The 20976-nt window shown below is 71.0% G+C and carries 17 protein-coding genes; 9 read left to right on the top strand and 8 right to left on the bottom strand.

Features of this window, described 5'->3' with window-relative positions; all coding sequences use genetic code 11:
- Positions 1-27: 27 nt before the first annotated feature.
- The 5 genes from JNX00_RS06340 to JNX00_RS06320 are packed head-to-tail and all read left to right on the top strand — an operon-like array spanning position 28 to position 6058.
- Positions 28-768: a glycosyltransferase gene (locus JNX00_RS06340; RefSeq protein ID WP_070398889.1), complete on the top strand. Its 741-nt coding sequence runs from the start codon at positions 28-30 to the stop codon at positions 766-768.
- Positions 744-2777 carry a 3-deoxy-D-manno-octulosonic acid kinase gene (locus JNX00_RS06335; RefSeq protein ID WP_204744416.1) on the top strand — a complete coding sequence of 678 codons (2034 nt, stop codon included), beginning with the start codon at positions 744-746 and terminating at the stop codon, positions 2775-2777. Before JNX00_RS06340 ends, JNX00_RS06335 begins: the two co-directional genes overlap by 25 nt.
- Positions 2774-4021 carry an O-antigen ligase family protein gene (locus JNX00_RS06330; RefSeq protein WP_204744415.1) on the top strand — a complete coding sequence of 416 codons (1248 nt, stop codon included), beginning with the start codon at positions 2774-2776 and terminating at the stop codon, positions 4019-4021. Before JNX00_RS06335 ends, JNX00_RS06330 begins: the two co-directional genes overlap by 4 nt.
- The gene (locus JNX00_RS06325; protein ID WP_204744414.1) at positions 4018-5097 is read left to right on the top strand and encodes a hypothetical protein; all 1080 of its coding nucleotides are present in this window, start codon (positions 4018-4020) and stop codon (positions 5095-5097) included. Before JNX00_RS06330 ends, JNX00_RS06325 begins: the two co-directional genes overlap by 4 nt.
- 22 nt (positions 5098-5119) lie before the next feature.
- Positions 5120-6058 carry a hypothetical protein gene (locus JNX00_RS06320; protein ID WP_204744413.1) on the top strand — a complete coding sequence of 313 codons (939 nt, stop codon included), beginning with the start codon at positions 5120-5122 and terminating at the stop codon, positions 6056-6058.
- Positions 6059-6074: 16 nt separating this feature from the next.
- On the opposite strand, the gene JNX00_RS06315 is transcribed toward JNX00_RS06320, so the two are convergent.
- Both JNX00_RS06315 and JNX00_RS06310 read right to left on the bottom strand, forming a co-directional pair.
- Complete coding sequence (locus JNX00_RS06315; protein WP_204744412.1) at positions 6075-6932, bottom strand: glycosyltransferase family 2 protein; 858 nt, start codon at positions 6930-6932, stop codon at positions 6075-6077.
- Between the two features lie 102 nt (positions 6933-7034).
- Entirely contained in the window at positions 7035-8417 is a 1383-nt protein-coding gene (locus JNX00_RS06310) for a phosphomannomutase/phosphoglucomutase (protein ID WP_204744411.1), read from the bottom strand.
- 123 nt (positions 8418-8540) lie between these two features.
- Here JNX00_RS06310 and JNX00_RS06305 point away from each other — a divergent pair, with 123 nt between their 5' ends.
- From JNX00_RS06305 to JNX00_RS06295, 3 genes are read left to right on the top strand one after another with little or no spacing between them, the layout of a single operon-like run.
- Positions 8541-10064 carry an Ada metal-binding domain-containing protein gene (locus JNX00_RS06305; protein ID WP_204744410.1) on the top strand — a complete coding sequence of 508 codons (1524 nt, stop codon included), beginning with the start codon at positions 8541-8543 and terminating at the stop codon, positions 10062-10064.
- On the top strand, positions 10061-10597 hold the full coding sequence (locus tag JNX00_RS06300) for a methylated-DNA--[protein]-cysteine S-methyltransferase (RefSeq protein WP_204744409.1): 537 nt from the start codon (positions 10061-10063) through the stop codon (positions 10595-10597). Before JNX00_RS06305 ends, JNX00_RS06300 begins: the two co-directional genes overlap by 4 nt.
- A complete protein-coding gene (locus JNX00_RS06295) occupies positions 10594-11508 on the top strand; it encodes a DMT family transporter (RefSeq protein ID WP_204744408.1) in 915 nt (304 codons plus the stop codon). The genes JNX00_RS06300 and JNX00_RS06295 overlap by 4 nt, the downstream gene beginning before the upstream one ends.
- Positions 11509-11526: 18 nt before the next feature.
- Here JNX00_RS06295 and JNX00_RS06290 read toward each other — a convergent pair whose 3' ends face one another.
- The 6 genes from JNX00_RS06290 to cphA (JNX00_RS06265) form a co-directional block, all read right to left on the bottom strand.
- Complete coding sequence (locus tag JNX00_RS06290) at positions 11527-12012, bottom strand: hypothetical protein (RefSeq protein ID WP_204744407.1); 486 nt, start codon at positions 12010-12012, stop codon at positions 11527-11529.
- A 24-nt stretch (positions 12013-12036) separates the two neighbouring features.
- The gene (locus JNX00_RS06285) at positions 12037-12486 is read right to left on the bottom strand and encodes a hypothetical protein (protein ID WP_204744406.1); all 450 of its coding nucleotides are present in this window, start codon (positions 12484-12486) and stop codon (positions 12037-12039) included.
- Between the two features lie 46 nt (positions 12487-12532).
- Positions 12533-13057: a CDC27 family protein gene (locus JNX00_RS06280; protein ID WP_070398898.1), complete on the bottom strand. Its 525-nt coding sequence runs from the start codon at positions 13055-13057 to the stop codon at positions 12533-12535.
- Positions 13054-13485, bottom strand: coding sequence for a hypothetical protein (locus tag JNX00_RS06275; protein ID WP_204744405.1), 432 nt, complete (start codon positions 13483-13485; stop codon positions 13054-13056). The genes JNX00_RS06280 and JNX00_RS06275 overlap by 4 nt, the downstream gene beginning before the upstream one ends.
- Before the next feature lie 211 nt (positions 13486-13696).
- Positions 13697-16273 carry a cyanophycin synthetase gene (cphA, locus tag JNX00_RS06270; protein ID WP_204744404.1) on the bottom strand — a complete coding sequence of 859 codons (2577 nt, stop codon included), beginning with the start codon at positions 16271-16273 and terminating at the stop codon, positions 13697-13699.
- Positions 16273-18510: a cyanophycin synthetase gene (gene cphA, locus JNX00_RS06265; protein ID WP_070398901.1), complete on the bottom strand. Its 2238-nt coding sequence runs from the start codon at positions 18508-18510 to the stop codon at positions 16273-16275. The genes cphA (JNX00_RS06270) and cphA (JNX00_RS06265) overlap by 1 nt, the downstream gene beginning before the upstream one ends.
- Before the next feature lie 119 nt (positions 18511-18629).
- Here cphA (JNX00_RS06265) and JNX00_RS06260 point away from each other — a divergent pair, with 119 nt between their 5' ends.
- A complete protein-coding gene (locus tag JNX00_RS06260) occupies positions 18630-20975 on the top strand; it encodes an ABC transporter ATP-binding protein (protein ID WP_204744403.1) in 2346 nt (781 codons plus the stop codon).
- The last annotated feature ends 1 nt before the right edge of the window (position 20976 follow it).

The raw sequence follows: 20976 nt of genomic DNA, 5'->3' as shown, positions 1-20976 counted from the left end.
CCCGTTTTTCACCCTGCAGGAGATGACGTGCAAGCCGTCAACGTGCTGTGCATCAAATGGGGCCGCAAGTACGGCCCTGAATACGTCAACAAGCTCCACAGCATGGTGTCGCGCCATCTGAGCCGGCCCTTCCGCTTCGTCTGCCTCACCGACGACGCCACCGGCATCCACTCGGGCATCGAGGTCAAGCCGATTCCCGCCGTGGGCTTCGATCAGTTCGACCAGCGCAAGCCCTGGACCTTCGGCCACGGCTGGCTCAAGCTCACCAGCTTCGCCGACCCGCTGTACGACCTCAGCGGCCGCACCCTGTTCCTGGACCTGGACATCGTCATCGTCGACAGCCTCGACCCTTTCTTCGATCAGCCCGGCGAGTTCGTCGTGATCAAGGAATGGGACAAGACGGACGGCACGGGCAATACCTCGTGCTACCTCTACACCATCGGCGCCCACACCGACGCGCTGGAGCACCTGAAGACGGGCTACCCCCAGTCCATCGCCGACGTGCGCAACGAGCAGGAGTACATCACTGGCTACCTGGGCCGCCAGGGCAAGGTGAGCTTCTGGCCCGAGGGCTGGTGCGTGAGTTTCAAGCGCCACTGCATGCAGCGCGGCCTCATGGGCTGGTTCAAGCCGCCCGAGATCCCGCCGGGCGCCCGAATCATCGCCTTCCATGGCAAACCCAACCCGCCCGACGCCATCGCCGGCGTGAGCGGCAAGTGGTACCGACGCGTGCTGCCCACGCCATGGGTGGCCGAACACTGGCGTTGAACCCGCCGCGCGCCACCGCCACGCTGAGGGCCTACCGGGGCCTGAGCCGCGCGCTCGCGCCCTGGCTGCTGGGCTGGTTGTGGTGGCGCGGCCGGCGCGAACCCGGCTACCGCGAGCGCCTGGGTGAACGCCTGGGCCACCTCCCCATCGACCCCGGGCGCTTCGGCGGCCTGTGGCTGCACGCGGCCTCGGTCGGCGAGGTGCAGGCCGCGCGGCCGCTGATCGAGGCCCTGCTGCGCGACTGGCCCGCGCACGCCCTCACCGTCACCACGCAGACGCCCACGGGCGCGGCCGCGCTGCGCGCCGCCTGGGGCGATCGCATCGCGCACCGCTTCGCGCCGCTGGACACGCCGGGCGCGGTGCGCCGCTTTCTCGACCGGCTGCAGCCGCAGGCCCTGGTGCTGGTGGAGCGCGAGCTGTGGCCGCAGTGGCTGTTCGAATGCGCCGAGCGGGCGCTGCCGGTGCTGCTGGCCAACGCGCGCCTGTCCGAGGCGTCCGCGCGCAGCTACAGCCGCTGGCCAGGTCTGATGCGGCACGCCTGGCCCCGGCTCGACGTGGCCGCCGCCGACGGGGCCTCGGCCGAGCGCTTGCGCGCGCTGGGCGTGCCGCCGCAGCGGCTGGCGCTCACGGGCAACCTCAAGTTCGACGCCGCCCCGCCCGCGCAGGCGCAGGCCCTGCCGCCCGAGCTGCGATCGCGTCGCCTGGTGGTCGCCGGCAGCACGCACGAAGGCGACGAAGCCGCCTGGCTCGACGCCTGGCGCGGCCTGCGCGAGCGCCACCCCGACGCCCTGCTCGTGCTCGTGCCGCGCCACCCGCAGCGCTTCGACGCCGTGGCGGCCGAGCTGCGGCGCCGCGGCCTGGCCTTCGCGCGCCGCAGCGCGGGCGACACCGTTGTGGCGCAGACCAGCGTGCTGCTGGCCGACACCATGGGCGAGTTGATGCACTGGTACCGCCACGCCAGCCTGTGCTTCGTCGGCGGCACGCTGGCGCCCGTGGGCGGCCACAACCCGCTGGAGCCCATGGCCCTGGGCCAGGCCTTCCTGTTCGGCCCGCACACCACCAACGCGCCCACCCTGTTCGCCGACGCCCAGGCCGCTGGCGCCGGGCTGGCGGTGCACGACGCAGCCACGCTGGAGCGCGCGGTGGACGAGGCGCTGCGCGACCCCGCCGCCTGGGCCGCGCGCGGCGCGGCGGCGCGCGGCCTCATCGACGCCCACCGCGGCGCGGCGCAGCGCACCCAGGCCCACCTGCGCGCGCGGCTGGGCGATGTCGACGGCTCGGCGCTCGGACCGGTGCGGGTCACCGCGCAAGGTGGCGACACGCTGTGGCACGACCCGCGCCGCGTCGACGCGACCGACGCGGCCCACCTGTTCGAGGCCGAGGCGCCCGCCGAACGCCTGGCCACCGGCAGCGGCCGTGGCCAGGCGCGGCTCGTGCAGCACCAGGGCCAAGGCCTGGTGCTGCGCCACTACCGGCGCGGCGGCCTCATGGCCCGCCTGAGCGAAGACCGCTTCCTGCGCGAGCCCGCGCACCGCAGCCGCGCCATGCGCGAATTCGCGCTGCTGCGCCTGCTGCGGTCCTGGCGGCTGCCCGTGCCCGAGGCCGCGCTCGCGCGCCACCGCTCCCATGGGCTGGTCTACAGCGCCGACATCGCGGTTGGCCTGATCCCGGGCAGCCGCAACCTCGTGCAGCGACTGCAGTCCGCGCGCCCCACGCCGGCGGACTGGGCGGCCCTGGGCCGCGCCATTCGCGCCCTGCACGACCGACAGGTCTTCCACGCCGACCTCAACGCCCACAACCTGCTGCTCGACGCGCCTGGCCGTGCCTGGGTGGTCGACTTCGACAAATGCGCCGTGCGCCCGGGCGACGCCTGGAAAGCGGACAACCTCGCGCGGCTGCATCGCTCGCTGCGCAAGGAAGCGACCCGCGTGCACCCGTACCACTGGGACGAAGCCGACTGGACCCACCTCACCACGGCCTACGAGCGGCCCGACGACACCCTCCCATGAGCTTCACCCACGCCTGTTCCACTGGCGCCCGCGCCGCCCTGGTGCTGTGCTTCCTGGCCTTCCCCATGTCCGTGGCCCTGGCCAACGTGGCCCTGCTGCTGACCCTGCTGCTGTGGCTGCTCTCGCTCGCCGGCGCGCCGGCGCGTGCCGAGCTGCGCGAGGCCTTGCGCAATCCGCTGGCCGCGCCCGCGCTCGCGCTGTTCGCCTGGATCGTGATCGCCGTGGCCTGGTCGCCGGCCGACCCCCAGGGGGTTTTGGGCGCCGTGCAGAAGTACCTGAAATTCCTGATGGTGCCGATGTTCATCGCGCTGCTGCAGGACCCGGCCACCCGCCGGCGCTGCTGGCACGCCTTCATGCTGGCCCTGCTGTTCACGCTGGCGGTCACGTGGCTCAGCGTGTGGATAGAGATTCCCTGGACGCGCGCCAGCCGCTTCGGACGGGTCAACGACCACACGGTGTTCAAAGACCACATCTCGCAAGGCTTGATGATGACGGTGTTTGCCACGATCGCTGCCCTGGTCGCCATCACCTCCAGCAAAACCGTGTGGCGGTGGCTCGCAGGCGCACTCTGGGTGCTCGCCACCGGTTCCATCCTCTTCCTGTCCGAGGGTCGTACGGGCTACCTTGCCTGGGCTGCGTCCAGTGGCGTGTTCGCCGTCACACTGGCCTTCGCGCACTCCAGGCGCGCCGTTCTCGGCGCCGTGGTGGGCCTGGTGGCCGTGGGGGCGTTGGTTTTCGCGACCTCTCCAGTTTTCCAGGAACGAGTGGCCAATGCGTGGCGAGACATGCGCACCGCTCAGTTGGACAACACCCCCGGCGCCGTGGTCACCTCCACCGGCGCGCGCGTCGAGATGGCCCGCTTCGCCCTCGACGCCTCGCTCCAGGCCCCGGTGTTCGGCCACGGCACCGCGTCCTATCCCGTACTGGCCAAGCAGCACTTCACCAGCACCGAGTGGTGCTCGGTGGTGTGCCCGCACCCGCACAACCAGTTCCTCTTCTTCCTGGTCGAACAGGGCGCCATCGGCCTGCTGCTGTTCCTGTGGTTCATCGCCGCCATCGCGCGCGAGGGCTGGCGGCACGACCTGCCGCGGCGCGCCTTCTCCCTGGCCTTCGTGGCCACGCTGGCGGCGGCCTGCCTCTCGCACAGCTCGTTCTGGTTGTCGACCGAGAACCATTGCCTCATCCTCATGAGCGCGCTCACCATGGCCAGCCTGCGCGCGCGGCGCGCGCCGGTGTCCGCATGACCCGCCTCACCATCGCCTTCCATTCCAACCAGATCTCGCTGCGCGGCACCGAGGTGGCCCTGTACGACTACGCGGTCGGTGCCGAGGCGGTGCTGGGCCACCGCGCCGTGATCCTGCACGACGCCACCCACCCGGGCAACGACGGGCAGGCGATCGCCAAGTTCCGCGCGCGCTTCGAGGTGGCCGCGTACCGCGATCGCGGCGAACTCGACGGCCTGCTGCAGCGCCACGGCGCGCAACTGCTGTACGCGATCAAATCGGGCAAGAACGATGGCCTGATGTCGCACACGGTGCCCACCATGGTGCACGCGGTCTTCCCCACGCACCCGCGCCAGATGCATGGCGCGTCCTACGCCTTCATCTCCGAGTGGCTGAGCCGGCGCTGCAGCGCCGGCCGCATCCCCGCCGTGCCGCACATCGTGAGCCTGCCCGCCGAGGACAGCGACCTGCGCGCCGAACTGGGCATTCCCACGAAAGCCAAGGTGCTGGGCTGCCACGGCGGCGCGCACAGCTTCGACGTGCCGGCGGCCATCGAGGCGGTGAAGCACGTGCTGGCCACGCGCGACGACACCTGGTTCCTCTTCCTCAACATCGAGCCCTTCGTCGACCACCCGCGCGCCCGCTTCCTGCCTGGCACCAGCGACCTGGTGTTCAAGACGCGCTTCATCAACAGCTGCGACGCCATGCTGCACGCGCGCCTGCAGGGCGAGTCCTTCGGCCTGGCCTGCGGCGAGTTCTCCGTCCGCAACAAGCCGGTGTTGACCTACGCGCGCAGCAAGCACCGCCACCACCTGGACGTGCTGGGCGACGCCGGCTGGCCCTACCGCGACGCCGACGACCTGGTGCGCCGCATCGAATCGCTGGACCCCACCGCCGTCCGCGCGGGTTCCTGGGACCGCTACACGCCGCTCTACAACCCCGAGCGCGTGATGGGCCTGTTCGACCAACACCTGATCCAACCCGCGCTGCGCAACCCCTCGCGCGAGCGGCCCCAACTGCACGTGCCCTGGGTGGACACCCTGGCCTATTGGCGGCTGAAGCTGGACATGCGCCTGCGGCGCGGCGCGCGCCTGTGACACCGACGAAACGGCCCTTCCCATGAGCCTGCCTCTCTTCGAACCCCGGGATCCCGGCGCCGCGCCAAGGGTCTACGACTGCTTCACCTACGACGGCGAAGACTGCCTGGATCTGAGGCTGCGCGCGCATTGGGACCGCGTCGACGTCTTCGTCATCGTCGAGGCCGCGCTGACCTTCGCGGGGCAGGCCAAGGCCCTGAGTTTCGACGCGGCGCGCTTCGACTGGGCCATGCCCAAGATCCGCTACCTCCCCTTGAGCGAGGACAGCTTCGCGGGCTGCAAGACGGCCTGGGACCGCGAGCGCCGCCAGCGCGATGCCCTGCGCCAGGGCTATGCCGATGCGGCCGACGACGACGTGGTGGTCATCGCCGATGTCGACGAGATCCTGCGGCCGGAGAAGATCGGGCCCGTGCCCGCGGGCGAGGTTCAGGTCTTCGAGCAGCTCATGCTTTATTTCTACTGCGACTACCTCATGATCTCGGAGCCGTTCTGGCGCAAGGCCATCGCCGTCAGTGGCGCCGATGCCCTGCGCCACACGCCCGAAGACCTGCGCAACGACAAGGCGCTGAGGCAATCGATGCGCGAGGTGGTGATCCCCGACGCCGGCTGGCACTTCAGCTACCTGGGCGGCATGGAGATGATCGAAAAGAAGCTGGAGCGCTTCTCGCACCAGAACCTCAACAAGCCGAAGTACCGCGACCGCCAGAAGAACCTGGCGCGCCTGTACGCCGGCAAGGACATCTACCACCGCCCCAAGCAATGGGGCCGCGTGCAGCTCACGGCCGGGCAATGGGCCCCCGAGGTCGTGGAGCGCTGGTTCCGCGAGCGTCCCGAGCTGCGCGCGCCCGAGGACATCCGCAGCGCCGGAAGCCTGGCCGACGTGCTGCGGCGTCAGCGCGAGCGGCCGCGCTGGCGGCGCACCTGGGACAAGCTGCGCCTGCGGATCTGGAACGCCTTCTGAGGCCCCGCGCCGGCCGCTACGGCCGCCAGCGCGCCAAGCCCATCCAGCGGCCCGCCATGCGCGCCAGCAGGCGCGGCGACCAGGCGATGGCGCGCAGCGGCAGCGCCACCGTGGTGCCCAGCAACACGCTCCAGCGCTGCCGCCGCGCCTGCGCGGGCGAGCGGTGCTTGGCCGTGTAGATCAGCTTGGACTGCGCGTGGTGGTAGCCGCGCAGGTACTCGCTTTTCCAGGGCGCCTTGCCTTTGACGGAGCCGCGCGCGCGGTGCACCGCCACCACGGCGGGCCACACCACCAGCGGGCGCTGGTGCTGGAACAGGCGCAGGCAGAGGTCGTCGTCTTCGTAGTACAGGAAGAAACGCTCGTCGAAGAAGCCCACGCCCTCGAAGCGTGCCAGGCGAAACAGCATGGCCGCGCCGACCACGAAGCCCACGCAGGCCGGGCCCTCGGCACCGGGGCCGCGCGAAGGCCACAGCGTGCTGGGCCAGCGGTAGTTCACGTCGGGCCGGCCCGGCGCGCCTTCCAGCTGCGGCGCGACGACGGCGGCCTCGGGCATCGCCTGGGCGGCGCGCACCAGCTCGCGCAGACCGTCCGGCGTGACCTCGCAGTCGGGGTTGAGCAGGAAGGCGAAGGGCGTCTTCACCTGCGCGATGGCACGGTTGTTGGCCGTGCCGAAGCCCAGGTTGCGGCCATGCTCCAGCACCGTGGCGCGCGGCCAGCGCGCGCGCGCCTGCCCGGGCGTGCCGTCGCCGCTGCCGTTGTCGGAGATGACGATGTTCGGGCAGTGGGCGAGCAGGCCGTCCAGCGCGTCCAGGCAGTGCGCGCTGTGGAAGGTGACCAGCACCACGGTCACGTCATTGAGCAGATCCTCAGCCATGCGTGCCCTCATCGGGAAATGCCGCGGAACCGGCTTTGCCGGGCCGCTGGCATTGCCCCCTTGAGGGGGTGGCGCGAAGCGCCGCGGGGGTGTTCATATTTGTCAATGCGCGCTCGCGCCCACGACGGCGTCGGGCTTGGCCTGCTTCAGCAGGTCCAGCATCGTCGCCTCGATGCGGTGCAGCGCCTCGGTCGTCTGGCCTTCGAAGCGCAGCACCAGCACCGGCGTGGTGTTGGAGGCGCGGATCAGCCCGAATCCGTCGGGCCAGTCCACGCGCACCCCGTCGATGGTGGAGACCCGCGCCGGCGCCTCGAAGCGCGCCAGGTCCACCAGCGCCTTCACCACCGCGTGCGGCTCGCCCTCGGCGCAGGCCACGTTGAGCTCGGGCGTGCTGTGGCTGGTGGGCAGGCCGTTGAGCACGGCGTTGGCGTCGGGGTGGCGGCTCAGGATCTCCAGCAGGCGCGCGCCCGCGTAGCTGCCGTCGTCGAAGCCGAACCAGCGCTCCTTGAAGAAGATGTGGCCGCTCATCTCGCCGCCGAGCGGGCTGTCCAGCTCCTTCATGCGCGCCTTGATCAGCGAGTGGCCGGTCTTGTAGATGTGCGGCACGCCGCCGGCGGCCTCGATGGCCGGGCCCAGGCGCTGCGAGCATTTGACGTCGTAGACGATGGCGCCGCCCGGCACGCGCGACAGCACGTCCCGCGCGAACAGCACCATCTGGCGGTCGGGGAAGATGTTGTGGCCGTCCTTGGTGACGATGCCCAGGCGGTCGCCGTCGCCGTCGAAGGCCAGGCCCAGCTCGGCGTCGGTCTCGGCCAGGGCGCGGATCACGTCGCGCAGGTTCTCGGGCTTGCTCGGATCGGGGTGGTGATGGGGGAAGTTGCCATCGACCTCGCTGAAGAGTTCGATCACCTCGCAGCCCAGGGCGCGGAACAGCGCGGGCGCCGAGGCGCCGGCCACGCCGTTGCCGCAGTCCACCACGATCTTCATCGGCCGCGCCAGCTTCACGTCGCCCACGATGCGGTCGCGGTAGGGGCCGGCCACGTTGACGTGGCGCACCCGCCCGCCCTCGGCGCGCTCGCCGCCGTCGCGCTCGATGAGCTGGCGCAGGGCCTGGATGTCATCGCCGTAGATGGCCCGGCCGCCCAGCACCATCTTGAAGCCGTTGTAGTCCTTCGGGTTGTGGCTGCCGGTGACCTGGATGCCGCTGTGGCACAGCGTGGCGGCAGCGAAGTACAGCATGGGCGTGGTGACCACGCCGACGTCGATGACGTCGATGCCGGCCGCCACCAGGCCCCGGATCAGCGCGGCCGACAGCGCCGGCCCGCTCAGCCGCCCGTCGCGGCCCACGGCCACGGTGCGCTCGTCCTGGCGGCGCGCCACGGTGCCGAACGCCAGGCCCAGCGCCTCGGCCACGCGCTCGTCCAGCGTGCTCGGGACCACGCCACGGACGTCGTAGGCCTTGAAGATGGAGGCGGACACTTGCATGCAGGGGCTCCCGTGAGGTGATGGCAAAGCGGGCATTGTAGGAAGCGGGGGCCAGGCCCCTGTTACAGGATCATGTCCGGAAACGGCGGGTCGGCCGGCGCACGCGGGCCTACCATGGCCGCCATGGACACCCGAACCGCCACCGACGACGACGCCCGCTACCTGGCGCTGTGCGCGCGCGACGCCCGCTTCGACGGCCGCTTCTTCACCGGCGTCACCTCCACCGGCATCTACTGCCGCCCGGTCTGCGCGGTGCGCACGCCGCGGCGCGCCAACTGCCGCTTCTTCGACCACGCGGCCCAGGCCGAGCGCGCGGGCTTTCGCCCCTGCCTGCGCTGCCGCCCCGAGCTGGCTCCGCTGTCGCGCGCCTGGTCGACGCAGGACGCCGGCGAGCTGCTGGTGCAGCACGCCAGCCGGCTGCTGGACGACCCCGCCCAATGGACCGGCGACGACGGCCCCGCCATGCAGCGCCTGGCCGCCCGGCTGGGCGTGAGCGACCGCCACCTGCGCCGCGTGTTCGAGGCCCGGCTGGGCGTGTCGCCCCTGCAGGTGCTGCACACGCGCCGCCTGCTCGCGGCCAAGCAGCTGCTCACCGACACGCGCCTGAGCGTGTCCGCCGTGGCCGCCGCCAGCGGCTTCGCCAGCCTTCGCCGCTTCAACGCCGCGCTGCTGGAGCGCTACGGCCTGAGCCCCACGGCCATGCGCCGGCGCGGCAGCAGCAGCGAAGCGGGCAGCCAGGCCATCGCCTTGGGTTGGCGCCCGCCGCTGGACGTGGCGCCGCTGCTCGCCTTCCTCGACGCGCGCCGCCTGCCCGGCGTGGACGCGACCGACCTGGCCGCCCTGCGCTACTGGCGCACGCTGCGCCTGCACACGCCCTCGGGCGCGCACACCGGCTGGTTCGGCCTGCGCTTCGAACCCGAGCGCCACCGCGTCTGGCTGCACGCCAGCGACGGCCTGCTGCCCGCCCTGCCCACGCTGATCTGGCGCGTGCGCGCGCTGTGCGACCTGGACGCCGACCCGCACGCTATCGACGCCGTGCTGGGCACGCACTTCCCCGGTGGCGCCGGCCTGCGCGTGCCCGGCGCCATCGACGGCTTCGAGCTCGCGGTGCGCGCCGTGCTGGGCCAGCAGGTCACGGTGGCCGCCGCGCGCACCCTGGCCGGGCGGCTGGTGGCCCGCTTCGGCGAGCCGCTGGACACCCCCGATCCGGCGCTCAACCGCCTCTTCCCCACGCCCCAGGCGCTGGCCGAGGCCAGTGGCGAAGACCTCGGCGCGCTGGGCATCGTGCGCCAGCGCCAGGCCGCCATCCAGGCGCTGGCGCGCGCCGTGGCCGACGGCACGCTGGACCTGGGCCCGCACGCCGACCTGGCCACCACCACGCGGGCGCTCACCGCCCTGCCCGGCATTGGTGCCTGGACGGCCCAGTACATCGCCATGCGCGCGCTGCGCTGGCCCGACGCCTGGCCCGCGGCCGACGTCGCCCTGCACAACACCCTGGGCTTGAGCGGGACGCCGCGCGAGCGCGAACGCGCCTGCGAGGCCCTGGCCCGGGCCTGGCAGCCCTGGCGCAGCTACGCCGTGCTGCGCGCCTGGGCCGGCCTCTACCGCGCGGCCCCTCCCCCCACCCCCGCCACGGATTCGCCATGAAACTGCCCCATACCCTCACCCAGTCCACCATCACCACCCCCCTGGGCCCCATGCGACTGGCCGCCACCGAGCACGCCTTGGCCGGTGCCTGGTTCCACGACCAGCGCTACGCGCCCGAGCCCGCCCTGGTCGCGTCGTGGCGGCCCGATCCGCACCACCCCGTGCTGCGCGAAGCGGCCCGCCAGCTCGCCGACCATTTCGCCGCGCGGCGGCAGGCCTTCGACCTGCCACTCGACCTGTCCTTCGGCACGCCTTTCCAGACCGCCGTCTGGCGGGCGCTGTGCGCCATCCCGGCCGGGCACACGCTGAGCTATGGCGAACTCGCCCGCCGGCTGGACGCACCCAACGCCGTGCGCGCCGTCGGCGCGGCCGTGGGCCGCAACCCGCTCAGCGTCGTGGTGCCCTGCCACCGCGTGCTGGGCGCGCGCGGCGGGCTCACCGGCTATGCTGGCGGGCTGCCGCGCAAACAGGCCCTGCTGCGGCTCGAAGCCACCGGGCGGCCAGCCCCCCTACCCACCCCCATGCCCGCATGACACCCCTGCTGCTGCTCGAATTCGTCGCGCTCGCCGCCCTCTGGGGCGCGTCCTTCCTGTTCATGCGCCTGGGCGCTGCCGAGTTCGGGCCTGTGCCCACGGCGGGGCTTCGCGTGGGCATCGCGGCCTTGTGCCTGCTGCCCATGTTCCTGAAGGCCGCCGTCTGGACCGACTTCCGCGCGCGCTGGCGGCCCATCCTGGTGGTGGGCCTTCTCAATTCGGGCCTGCCCTTCCTGCTGTTTTCGTTCGCGGTGCTGCACATCCCCACGGGGGTCTCGGCCATCCTGAACGCCACGGTGCCGCTCACCGGCGCGCTGGTGGCCTGGCTCTGGCTGAAGGACCGCCCGGGTGGCTCGCGCATCCTGGGGCTGGTGATCGGATTCGTCGGCGTCACGCTGCTGGTGCTGGGCAAGTCGGGCGTGGACGCACGCGGCGCGACCAACGCGCAAGGCTCCGTCATGTCGCTGGTGGCCATGGGCGCCTGCCTGCTGGCCACGCTCTGCTACGGCATTGCCGCCAGCTTCACCAAACGTTACCTGTCGGGCGTGGACCCGCTGGCCTCGGCCAGCGGCAGCCAGATCGGCGCGGCGCTGGCGCTGGCCCTGCCCATGGCCTGGCTGTGGCCCGCGCAGCCAGTGAGCGCGGGTGCCTGGACGGCCGTGGTGGCACTGGCCGTGCTGTGCACCTCCATTGCTTACATCCTTTACTTCCACCTCATCGAACGCGCCGGGCCGGCCAAGGCCCTCACCGTGACCTTCCTGATCCCGGTGTTCGCCCTGGTCTACGGCGCGGTGTTCCTGGGCGAAATGGTGAGCGCATGGATGGTGGGCTGCGGCCTGGTCATCGTGTGTGGCACGGCGCTGTCGACGGGCTTGGTGAAGGTGCGCGCGCTGGAAAAGGCGGTGCGCTGAACCTCGGGGCCTGCCGGCTCAGCCGAACAGCCGCAGGTGGAGATAGCGCATCGCGCCGGTAAGCAATCCACCGGCCACACCGGTCAAGGGAATGACCATGGCCGGATGCCGTTCGATGGACAGGCTGTCCACGTCCTGGTCGAGATACGCAGCCGCATAGACCACAGGTGCCAGCAATGCCGCACCGCAGCACCCCCAGGCCACAACCGAAGGCAGCCACTTGGGGTACCGGCGTTCGCCGGTGGCATCCTCTCGAACAGTGATTCGTTCCTGGGTCATCGACAACGGGAAAGTGGGGACGATCAGCAGCTTGTTCTGAGCGGCTTCAACCCGCTCCCGCGTTGCGGGTTGGCTGGACGCGTCGGGAGAAGTTCCGCCAATGCCGTCCTCTGCTGGCGGCTCATCCGAGCTCGATGACACGTCCACCGTGCCGCTGCGGCTCTGCGGCGGCGTGGTCCTGGCTGGCGGGGTGAAGCGGTGCCCCAGGGAATTTTTCTGGCCCATCGATGCCCTCCGGGCGTGAAGCGGTTATGCGCAATGGGGCTCAACGTAGTGCCCCATGGCCCAGGTCACCGTGCCGGCAAGGCAGCCACCGAGGACGGCGAGGCCGGCCCGGCCAAGATACTCATCCGTATGACCCGTCAGCATGAAGGGCACGCCCAAGAAGATGGTTGTCGCGACGCCCGCCGTGATCCCGGCCACCCCACCCTCGCCCAAACATTGGCGCACGGCCTTGCCGTCCGGGCAAGGCCGTGCCTCTGGCAGCGAGGGGCAACAGTTCAGCTTGCTCAGGACCTGCATCAGCAGCCCTGGTTGAGGCGCCGGCGCGCCTTGTGGCTGTGTCCCCGGAACATCGGCGTCCAGGGGGACTTGGTGCTCGTTGCCCAAGCCGGTTGGCTTGGCGGTGGCGCCCTGGGCCGCGACCACCGCGGGCAATGGTCCGGTGGACAGGTGGTTTGACGGGCTGGTCCGTTGCATGAATCTCTCCTGAAACGACGCAATTTCGATGTGGCGACACGCGCCGCTAACTCAGACGCACCACCCGCGCCATCGCCTCGGTCTGCAGATGGTGGTAGCGCTCGTCGCCGCGCCCCAGGGCCACGGCGTGCTCGTAGGCCTGTTGCGCTTCTTCGGTCTCGCCCAGCGCCGCGCAGCATTCGCCCATGCGGAAGGCCGAGGGCGCGTGGGTAGCGTCCTGGCCCAGCGCCAGCAGATACATCACCGCCGCTTCGCGGTAGCGCTGGCGCTTCTGCAGGCACAGGCCCGCGAGGTAGCTGTACTTGACCGAGCGCGCCTCGTGCGCCACCAGGGCCAGGCTCACGGGCAGGGCGCGCTCGTGATCGCCTGCCTCGTAGAGCTGCATCGCCACCGCATACAAGGCCTCGTAGTCTTCATGGTTCATGCCACGCAGGTCACCCGGGCTGTGGCCGGACCGCAGCGCGTCTGCGCACTGCTCAAGCAAGGTCCCCATGCCGGCGAGGGACTGACATGAAGCGGCGATGGCGCCTTCGATGACGGGATCGGGGTGGACGGGGAGCGAATCGATCATGGCTGTTGCTCCACCGAGCCGTCGGTCGTGGACGCCCGGTAGGCCATGTCCAGGAACCCGCCGATGACCAGACCACCAGCGCCGGCCGCGGCGACCCATCCAACGACGGTGCCCAGCGGCACGGAGCCTTCCTTCACCAGGACGGTTGCCATGGTGCTGGTGGCCATGGCCGCCCCACCCAGGCCCCCCTTCAGGCCGGGTGGCAGCTGGTCCCAGTTCAGTCCGAAGAACGAACCGGTCAAGCCGGCTTGGGCCCGCAGCACGGCGTCTGCCTCCGGCTCTTCACCCGCCTGAGGCTCGGTGCCCGGAACATGGCGGGGTGGTGGATGGCTGTCGGCGCCGGCCACGACCAGCGCCGTGGGCGATTTATCGGTGGCGACCGGGCCATACCCGAAGGCCCCCTTGACCGCGTTGGTGAACGCCTGCATGAAACCCTCCTGAAGGTGTGACAGCCTTCGCCGAAGCACGGTGCCCCGGCGCGCTCGCCGGCAGCCGGGCGAACGGCGTCTGAGTGGCGCCGCGCCTGCCGTGGTTCGGGGCACGGTGCCCCCATCAGGCAAACATAAAAAAGGCCTCCACGGTGTGGAGGCCTTGTGCGCGGCGCCGCTCGGGCGCGCGATCTGTTCAGAACCCGGGGTGTCAGGCCGGCACGACCGCTTCCTGCCGCGTGCGCATCTGCAGGTGGGCCAGCGCCGCCTCCACCTGGTCCACCAGCACCAGGCACAGGTCGCCGGGCTGCAGGCGCTCCAGCGCGGCGTCGATGGCGTTGAACTCGCCCCGGATTTCCAGCACCTCGCGCACGCGCGGGGCGCCCGCCAGGCCTTCGCGCAGCAGGCCGATCACCTCGCCGTCGGCGCGGCCGCGCTGGCAGGCGTCCTGGTACAGCACGACCTCGTCGAAGGCCTTGCCCAGGATCTGCGTCTGCTCGCGGATGTCCTGGTCGCGCCGGTCGCCGGCACCGCTGATGACCACCGAGCGGCGCTGCGCCGGCAGCGCCTCCACCGCCTGCACCAACGCGCGCATGGCGTCGGGGTTGTGACCGTAGTCGGCGATCACGGTGGCGCCGCGGTACTCCATCACGTTGAAGCGGCCGGGCGCGTTGTGGGCGTCGTTGTGGAAGCTGGCCAGGCCACGGCGGACCGTGTCCCAGGCCAGGCCCGCGCCCCAGGCGGCCGCGATGGCGGCCATGGCGTTCTCGACCTGGAAGCCGATCTGGCCGTTGCGCGTGATGGGGATACCCGAGAGCTCGAAGCGCTCGCTGAACCCGCCCTGCTCGGCCACCACCGCGCCGTTGTCCACGTAGACCACGCGGCGGCCCTGGGCGCGGTGCGTGGCCATCACGGGCTGCTGGCGGTCCTGCGCGAAATAGATCACCTCGCCGGGGCAGTTGTGGATCATGTCGGCCACGATGGGGTCGGCCGCGTTGAGCACGGCGTAGCCGGTCGCGGCCACGTTCTGCACGATGACGCGCTTGAGCACCGCCAGGTCCTCGACCGTGGTGATGTAGTTCAGGCCCAGGTGGTCGCCCGCGCCCACGTTGGTGACCACCGCCACCTGGCAGCGGTCGAAGCCCAGGCCCTCGCGCAGCACGCCGCCGCGCGCGGTCTCGAACACGGCGGCGTCGACGTCGGGGTGGGCCAGCACGTTGCGCGCGCTGCGCGGGCCGGCGCAGTCGCCGCTGTCGGTCTGATGGCCGTTGACGTAGACGCCGTCGGTGTTGGTCATGCCCACGCGCAGGCCGCTGGACGCGAACAGGTGGGCGATCAGGCGCACGGTGGTGGTCTTGCCGTTGGTGCCGGTGACGGCCACCACGGGGATGCGGCCGTCGCCGCCATCGGGGTACATGTCCTCGATCACCGCCTGGCCAACGTCGCGCGCATGGCCGTAGGAGGGCGAGAGGTGCATGCGCAGACCGGGCGCCGCGTTCACCTCGACGATGCCGCCGGCCTGGTCTTCCAGCGGCTTGAGCATGGTCTCGCAGATCACGTCCACGCCGCAGATGTCCAGGCCGATCATCTGCGCCGCCGCCACGGCGCGCGCGGCGATCTCGGGGTGCACGTCGTCGGTGACGTCGGTCGCGGTGCCGCCGGTGCTCAGATTGGCGTTGTTGCGCAGCACCACGCGGCGGCCCTTGGCCGGCACGCTGTCGGCCTGCAGGCCCTGCACGGCCAGGCAGCCCAGGGCGATGTCGTCGAAGCGGATCTTGGTGAGCGCGGTGGCGTGGCCCTCGCCGCGGCGCGGGTCGGCGTTGACGATGTTCACCAGTTCGCGCACCGTGTGCACGCCGTCGCCGGCCACCTGCGGCGGGTCGCGGCGCGCGGCCGCCACCAGGCGATCGCCCACCACCAGCAGGCGGTAGTCGCTGCCCGGCAGGTAGCGTTCGACCAGCACCTCGCCATAGTCGGCCGCCGTCTGGAACGCGGCGTCGAGCTGCTCGCGCGCCGTCACGTTCACGGTGACCCCCTTGCCCTGGTTGCCGTCGCGCGGCTTGAGCACCACCGGCAGACCGATCTCGAGCGCGGCGGCCCAGGCGTCGTCGGCGTCGCTCGCGGGACGGCCCAGTGGCACGGGCACGCCGGCCGCCTGCAGCAACCGCTTGGTGAGCTCCTTGTCCTGGGCGATGGATTCGGACACGGCGCTGGTGCGGTCCACCTCGGCCGCCTGGATGCGGCGCGCGCGGCTGCCCCAGCCGAACTGCACCAGGCTGCCGGTGGTGAGGCGCCGGTAGGGAATGCCGCGCGCCACCGCCGCGTTGACGATGGAGCCCGTGCTCGGGCCCAGGCGCTCGTCCTCGTCGAGTTCGCGCAGCTCGGCCACGGCGGCGGCCAGATCAAAAGATTCGCCGCGCAGCACGGCCTCGATCAGCCCATGCGCCAGCGCCAGCGCGCGGCGGCCCACGGCCTCTTCGCTGTACTGCACCACCACCTGGTAGACGCCCGATTCAAGGGTGGCCGAGGTGCGGCTGAAGGTGACCGGGCAGCCCGCCTGGGCCTGCAGCGACAGCGTGGCCACCTCCAGCACGTGGGCCAGCGAGAGCGAGCCGCCGGCGCTGTGCAACGCGCCCGGGTGCGGAAACTGCTCGCGCAGGCGCGCCTCGAAGCCCGGCAGGCTGGCCAGGGCGCGTTCGTTGTCGCCGCAGTGCACCACGGTTTCGATCGCGGTGTGGCGGGTCCAGAGGTTGGGGCCGCGAAGGGCCCGAATGCGGGTGAGTTCCATCAGAGGCTCTTCTCGGCAAGGGATTCGGGGGACGGCTGCGCCGCCGGCACGCGGCGGACGGGGGCGTGGGCGATCGGGGCTTCGCGGGCAAAGGTGCGCAGGCCGGCGGCCATGAGCGCGGGCGAAATGTCCAGGGCCCAGGCCGCCGCCAGCGAGGCGAGCAGCACGGCCGTCTTGTCTTCGGGGGCCACGCCCTCGCCCAGCGACACCTGGGCCAGCGACGCCACCACATGCTCCTGCTGGCCGTCGCTGAGCACGATGTCGCCCTGGCGCAGGAAGACCGCGCGGCGGTACTGCGCCAGGTGCTCCACCAGCACCGGCAGCTCGGGGTCCTCGGCGTAGAAGATGACATCGCCGTCGCACAGCGGCGCCATCTCGGCCACCACCGGGTCGGCGGCGTTGAGCACGGCCGCGCCATCGGGCAGCACCACGTCCACCTGGGTGCGCATGACCTTGAAGAGCTGCTCCACCTCGCGGATGTGGCAGGCCGCCAGCGCGGGGCTGCCCGAGGCGTCGGTCACCACGCCCACCTGGCAGCGGTCGTAGGCCAGGCCTTCGTTGACGATGGTCAGCGGGTCGTTCTCGAACACCGCCGTCTGCACGCCGCGGTTCATCAGCAGGCGGCGCGCCGCGCCGGCCTTGGAAAAGTCGCCGTGCTGGAGCGCCCGGCGGCCCAGGAACAGGCCCGCCTTGCACGCCAGGCCCACCTGGGGTCCGCTCAGCGAGGCGAGCCAGGCCACCAGGCGCGCGATACCGGTGGTGCCGCGGCTGCCCGCCACGCCCACCACTGGCACACGGCCCGAATCGCCGGGCACGAAGAGGTGGTCGACGATGGCGCGCCCCACCGGCCGCGGCTGGCCCACTGCGGGCTTGAGGTGCATCAGCAGGCCGGGACCGGCGTTGACCTCGACGATGGCGCCGCCCTGATCGGCCAAGGGGCGCGAAATGTCCTGCGCCACCAGGTCGACGCCGGCGATGTCCAGCCCGATGACACGCGCGGCCAGCGCCACCACGCGGGCCACGTCCGGATGGACCTCGTCGGTGCAGTCCACCGAGAGGTTGCCGTTGCGCATGATCAGCACGCGCTGGCCGGCGGCCGGCACGCTGTCGATGGTGTGGCCCTGGCGCTGCAGCTCGACGGCCATGGCGGGGTACTCGTCGAGGTGGATGGCGTTGAGCGGGAATTCCTCGCTCAGGCCGCGGCGCGGGTCGCTGTTGATCTGGCTGTCGATGAGCTGCCCCACGGTGCTGCGGCCGTCGCCCGTCACCCAGGCTTCGTCGCCGCGCGTGGCGGCCACCACGCGCCCGCCCACCACCAGCAGGCGGTGTTCCAGGCCGCGCACGAAGCGCTCGACCATGACGCCACTGCCTTCGGCGTCGGCCACGGCGAACGCCGCCTCCACGTCTTCCTGGCGCATCAGCTCCAGCGATACGCCCCGGCCGTGGTTCGCGTCGGTGGGCTTCACCACCACCGGCAGACCGATGTCGCGCGCGGCCTCCCAGGCCGCCTGCGGGCTCTCGACCACCTGGCCCTCGGGCACCGGCACGCCGCAGGCGGCGAGCATGCGCTTGGACAGGTCCTTGTCGCTGGCGATGCTCTCGGCGATCGCGCTGGTGCGGTCGGTCTCGGCCGTCCAGATGCGGCGCTGGCGCGCGCCATAGCCGAGCTGCACCAGGTTGCCGTCGTTCAGGCGGATGTGCGGGATGCGGCGGCCGGTCGCGGCGTCGACGATGCTCGCGGTGCTGGGGCCCAGGCAGTGGTCGTCGACCAGCTCGCGCAGTTCGTGCACCGCGGCGGCCACGTCGAAGGGGCTGTCGTTGATGGCGGCCATCAGCAGTTCATGCCCCAGCGTGAGCGCGCGCCGCGCCACCCGCTCGTCGCGGGCGCGAAACACCATCTTGTAGACGGCGCGCACCGGTGTGCTGCGGGTCTGGCCGAAGCCGGTCTGCAGGCCCGCCAGGTTCTGCAGCTCGATCACCACGTGTTCGAGGATGTGGCCGGCCCAGGTGCCTTCCTGCAGGCGCTGCAGGAAGCCCCCGCGCTCGCCCACGCCGCACTGGTGCTCGATCAGGCCAGGCAGCCAGGCCGTCAGGCGCTCGTACAGGCCGGGCAGCAGGTGCGAGGGGTAGTCCTCGAGCTCCCCGATGTCGATCCAGCTCTCGAGCACCGGGCGGTAGGTCCAGATGTTCGGTCCGCCGAGGTAGCTGACGCGCAGAAAACGAATGGGTTGTTTCATGGTTGTCGATTCAACGGCATAACGCCGTGGGGGCGCTGTGGACTTACTCGGCGTTTCATCTAGGACAATATCGGATACGCCCGCGGGCGCCGGTCATTTTCCGGATGGGTCCACTTCTAATGAATTCACCTTTAGCCGAACTTACGTCGCCGTTCAGTGCCTTGCCACAACCGTTTCAAGACGGTCTGCGGGCGCGCTTGCTGGACAACGAGCAGGTTTCAAGTTGGCTGCAGCTTGACCTCGATTCGCAATTGAATTTTTCCGCCGGCTGGCTGGTGCTGACCACCCAACGGCTGTTGAGCTGGGAGCCCGGCGGGGCCGATGCCGGCTGGCGTGAGTGGCCCCTGGGAGGCGTATTGTGCTTGAAGCACAACGACCATGCAGGCCTCGCGCAGCTCAGTGTGCACGGCGCCCAACAGCGGCTGGCTATTTGGCGTTTTACTGCGACGCACAACACACGCGCGCTGCGGTTCATTGCAGAATTCGACCGCCTGCAAGCCCTTCGCCACAGCACTGGATTAAATGATGCAGTGCAAAAATCCACTCCATCATCGACCAACGCAATACCGCTGTCGCCAAATCACGAAAGTGATTTGTCGCCGATTGGCGACGAATTAATCGACGCCCCGGAATTGCACCGGCCGCCGTCCACCTGGGTGCTATTGCGGCTCGGACGATTCGCCAAACCGTACCGCGCGCAATTGGCCCTGGGTTTTGGCCTGACGCTGGCCGCCACAGCCGCCACGCTGGTGCCGCCCTACCTGACCATGCCGCTCATGGACGAGGTGCTGATCCCCTTCCAGAACGGCCAGCGCATCGATCCCTGGCAGGTGGCCATGCTGCTCGGCGGCCTGCTGCTGGCGGCGCTGACGGCCTGGGGCCTGGGCTGGGCGCGCACCTATGTGCTCTCGCTGGTGTCCGAGCGCATCGGCGCCGACCTGCGCACCACCACCTTCGAGCACCTGCTGGCGCTCTCGCTCGAGTACTTCGGCGGCAAGCGCACCGGCGACCTCATGGCCCGCATTGGCTCGGAGACCGACCGCATCTGCGTGTTCCTCTCCTTGCACGCCCTGGACTTCGCCACCGACGTGCTGATGATCGTGATGACCGCGGTCATCCTCTTCAGCATCAACCCCTGGCTGGCGCTGGTGACGCTGCTGCCCCTGCCCTTCATCGCCTGGATGATCCACCTCGTGCGCGACCGCCTGCGCACCGGCTTCGAGAAGATCGACCGCGTCTGGTCGGACGTGACCAACGTCTTGGCCGACACCATCCCCGGCATCCGCGTGGTGAAGGCCTTCGCGCAGGAGAAGCGCGAAGCCGCCCGCTTTCGCGAGGCCAACCGCCACAACCTGGAGGTCAACGACAAGCTGAACAAGACCTGGTCGCTGTTCACGCCCACGGTCACGCTGCTCACCGAACTCGGCCTGCTGGTGGTCTGGGCCTTCGGCATCTGGCAGGTCTCGCGCGGCGACATCACGGTGGGCGTGCTCACCGCCTTCCTGGCCTACATCGGCCGCTTCTACAGCCGGCTCGACTCCATGAGCCGCATCGTCTCGGTCACGCAGAAGGCCGCCGCCGGCGCCAAGCGCATCTTCGACATCCTCGACCACGTCTCCAACGTGCCGGAGCCCGCGCAGCCCGTGCGCCGGCCGCGCATCGACGGTGGCATCGAGCTGAGCGACGTGCACTTCCGCTACGGCAACCGCTCGGTCATCCGCGGCATGAACCTGGCCATACGGCCCGGCGAGATGATCGGCCTGGTGGGCCACAGCGGCTCGGGCAAGAGCACGCTGGTCAACCTCATCTGCCGCTTTTACGACGTCAGCGGCGGCAGCATCCGCGTCGACGGCATCGACGTGCGCCAGTTCGCCGTGGCCGACTACCGCCGCCACATCGGCCTGGTGCTGCAGGAGCCCTTCCTGTTCTTCGGCACCATCGCCGAGAACATCGCCTACGGCAAACCGGACGCCACACGCGCCGAGATCGTGGCCGCCGCGCGCGCCGCGCACGCGCACGAGTTCATCCTGCGCCTGCCGCACGGCTACGACTCCCTGGTGGGCGAACGCGGCCAGGGCCTGTCGGGTGGCGAGCGCCAGCGCATCTCCATCGCGCGCGCGCTGCTGATCGACCCGCGCATCCTGATCCTCGACGAGGCCACCTCCAGCGTGGACACCGAGACCGAGAAGGAAATCCAGAAGGCGCTCGACAACCTCGTGGCCGGGCGCACCACCATCGCCATCGCGCACCGCCTCTCCACATTGCGCCGCGCCGACCGGCTGGTGGTGATGGACCGGGGAGAGGTGGTGGAGGTGGGCCCGCACGACGAGCTGATGGCGCGCGAGGGCGCCTACTGGCGGCTCTACATGGCGCAGCTGCGCAACGTGGACGTGGAAGACGAGTCAAGCCTCGCCCCACCCCACACCAACCCCACGGCGCATGGCGCCACGGCGGGCACCGACTGAA

This window comes from Hydrogenophaga sp. YM1 (assembly GCF_016903055.1).
In the GTDB taxonomy this organism is placed as follows: domain Bacteria; phylum Pseudomonadota; class Gammaproteobacteria; order Burkholderiales; family Burkholderiaceae_C; genus Hydrogenophaga; species Hydrogenophaga borbori.
The sequence above is the reverse complement of the archived record's forward strand: the minus strand, read 5'-3'. Positions and strand labels throughout refer to the sequence as shown.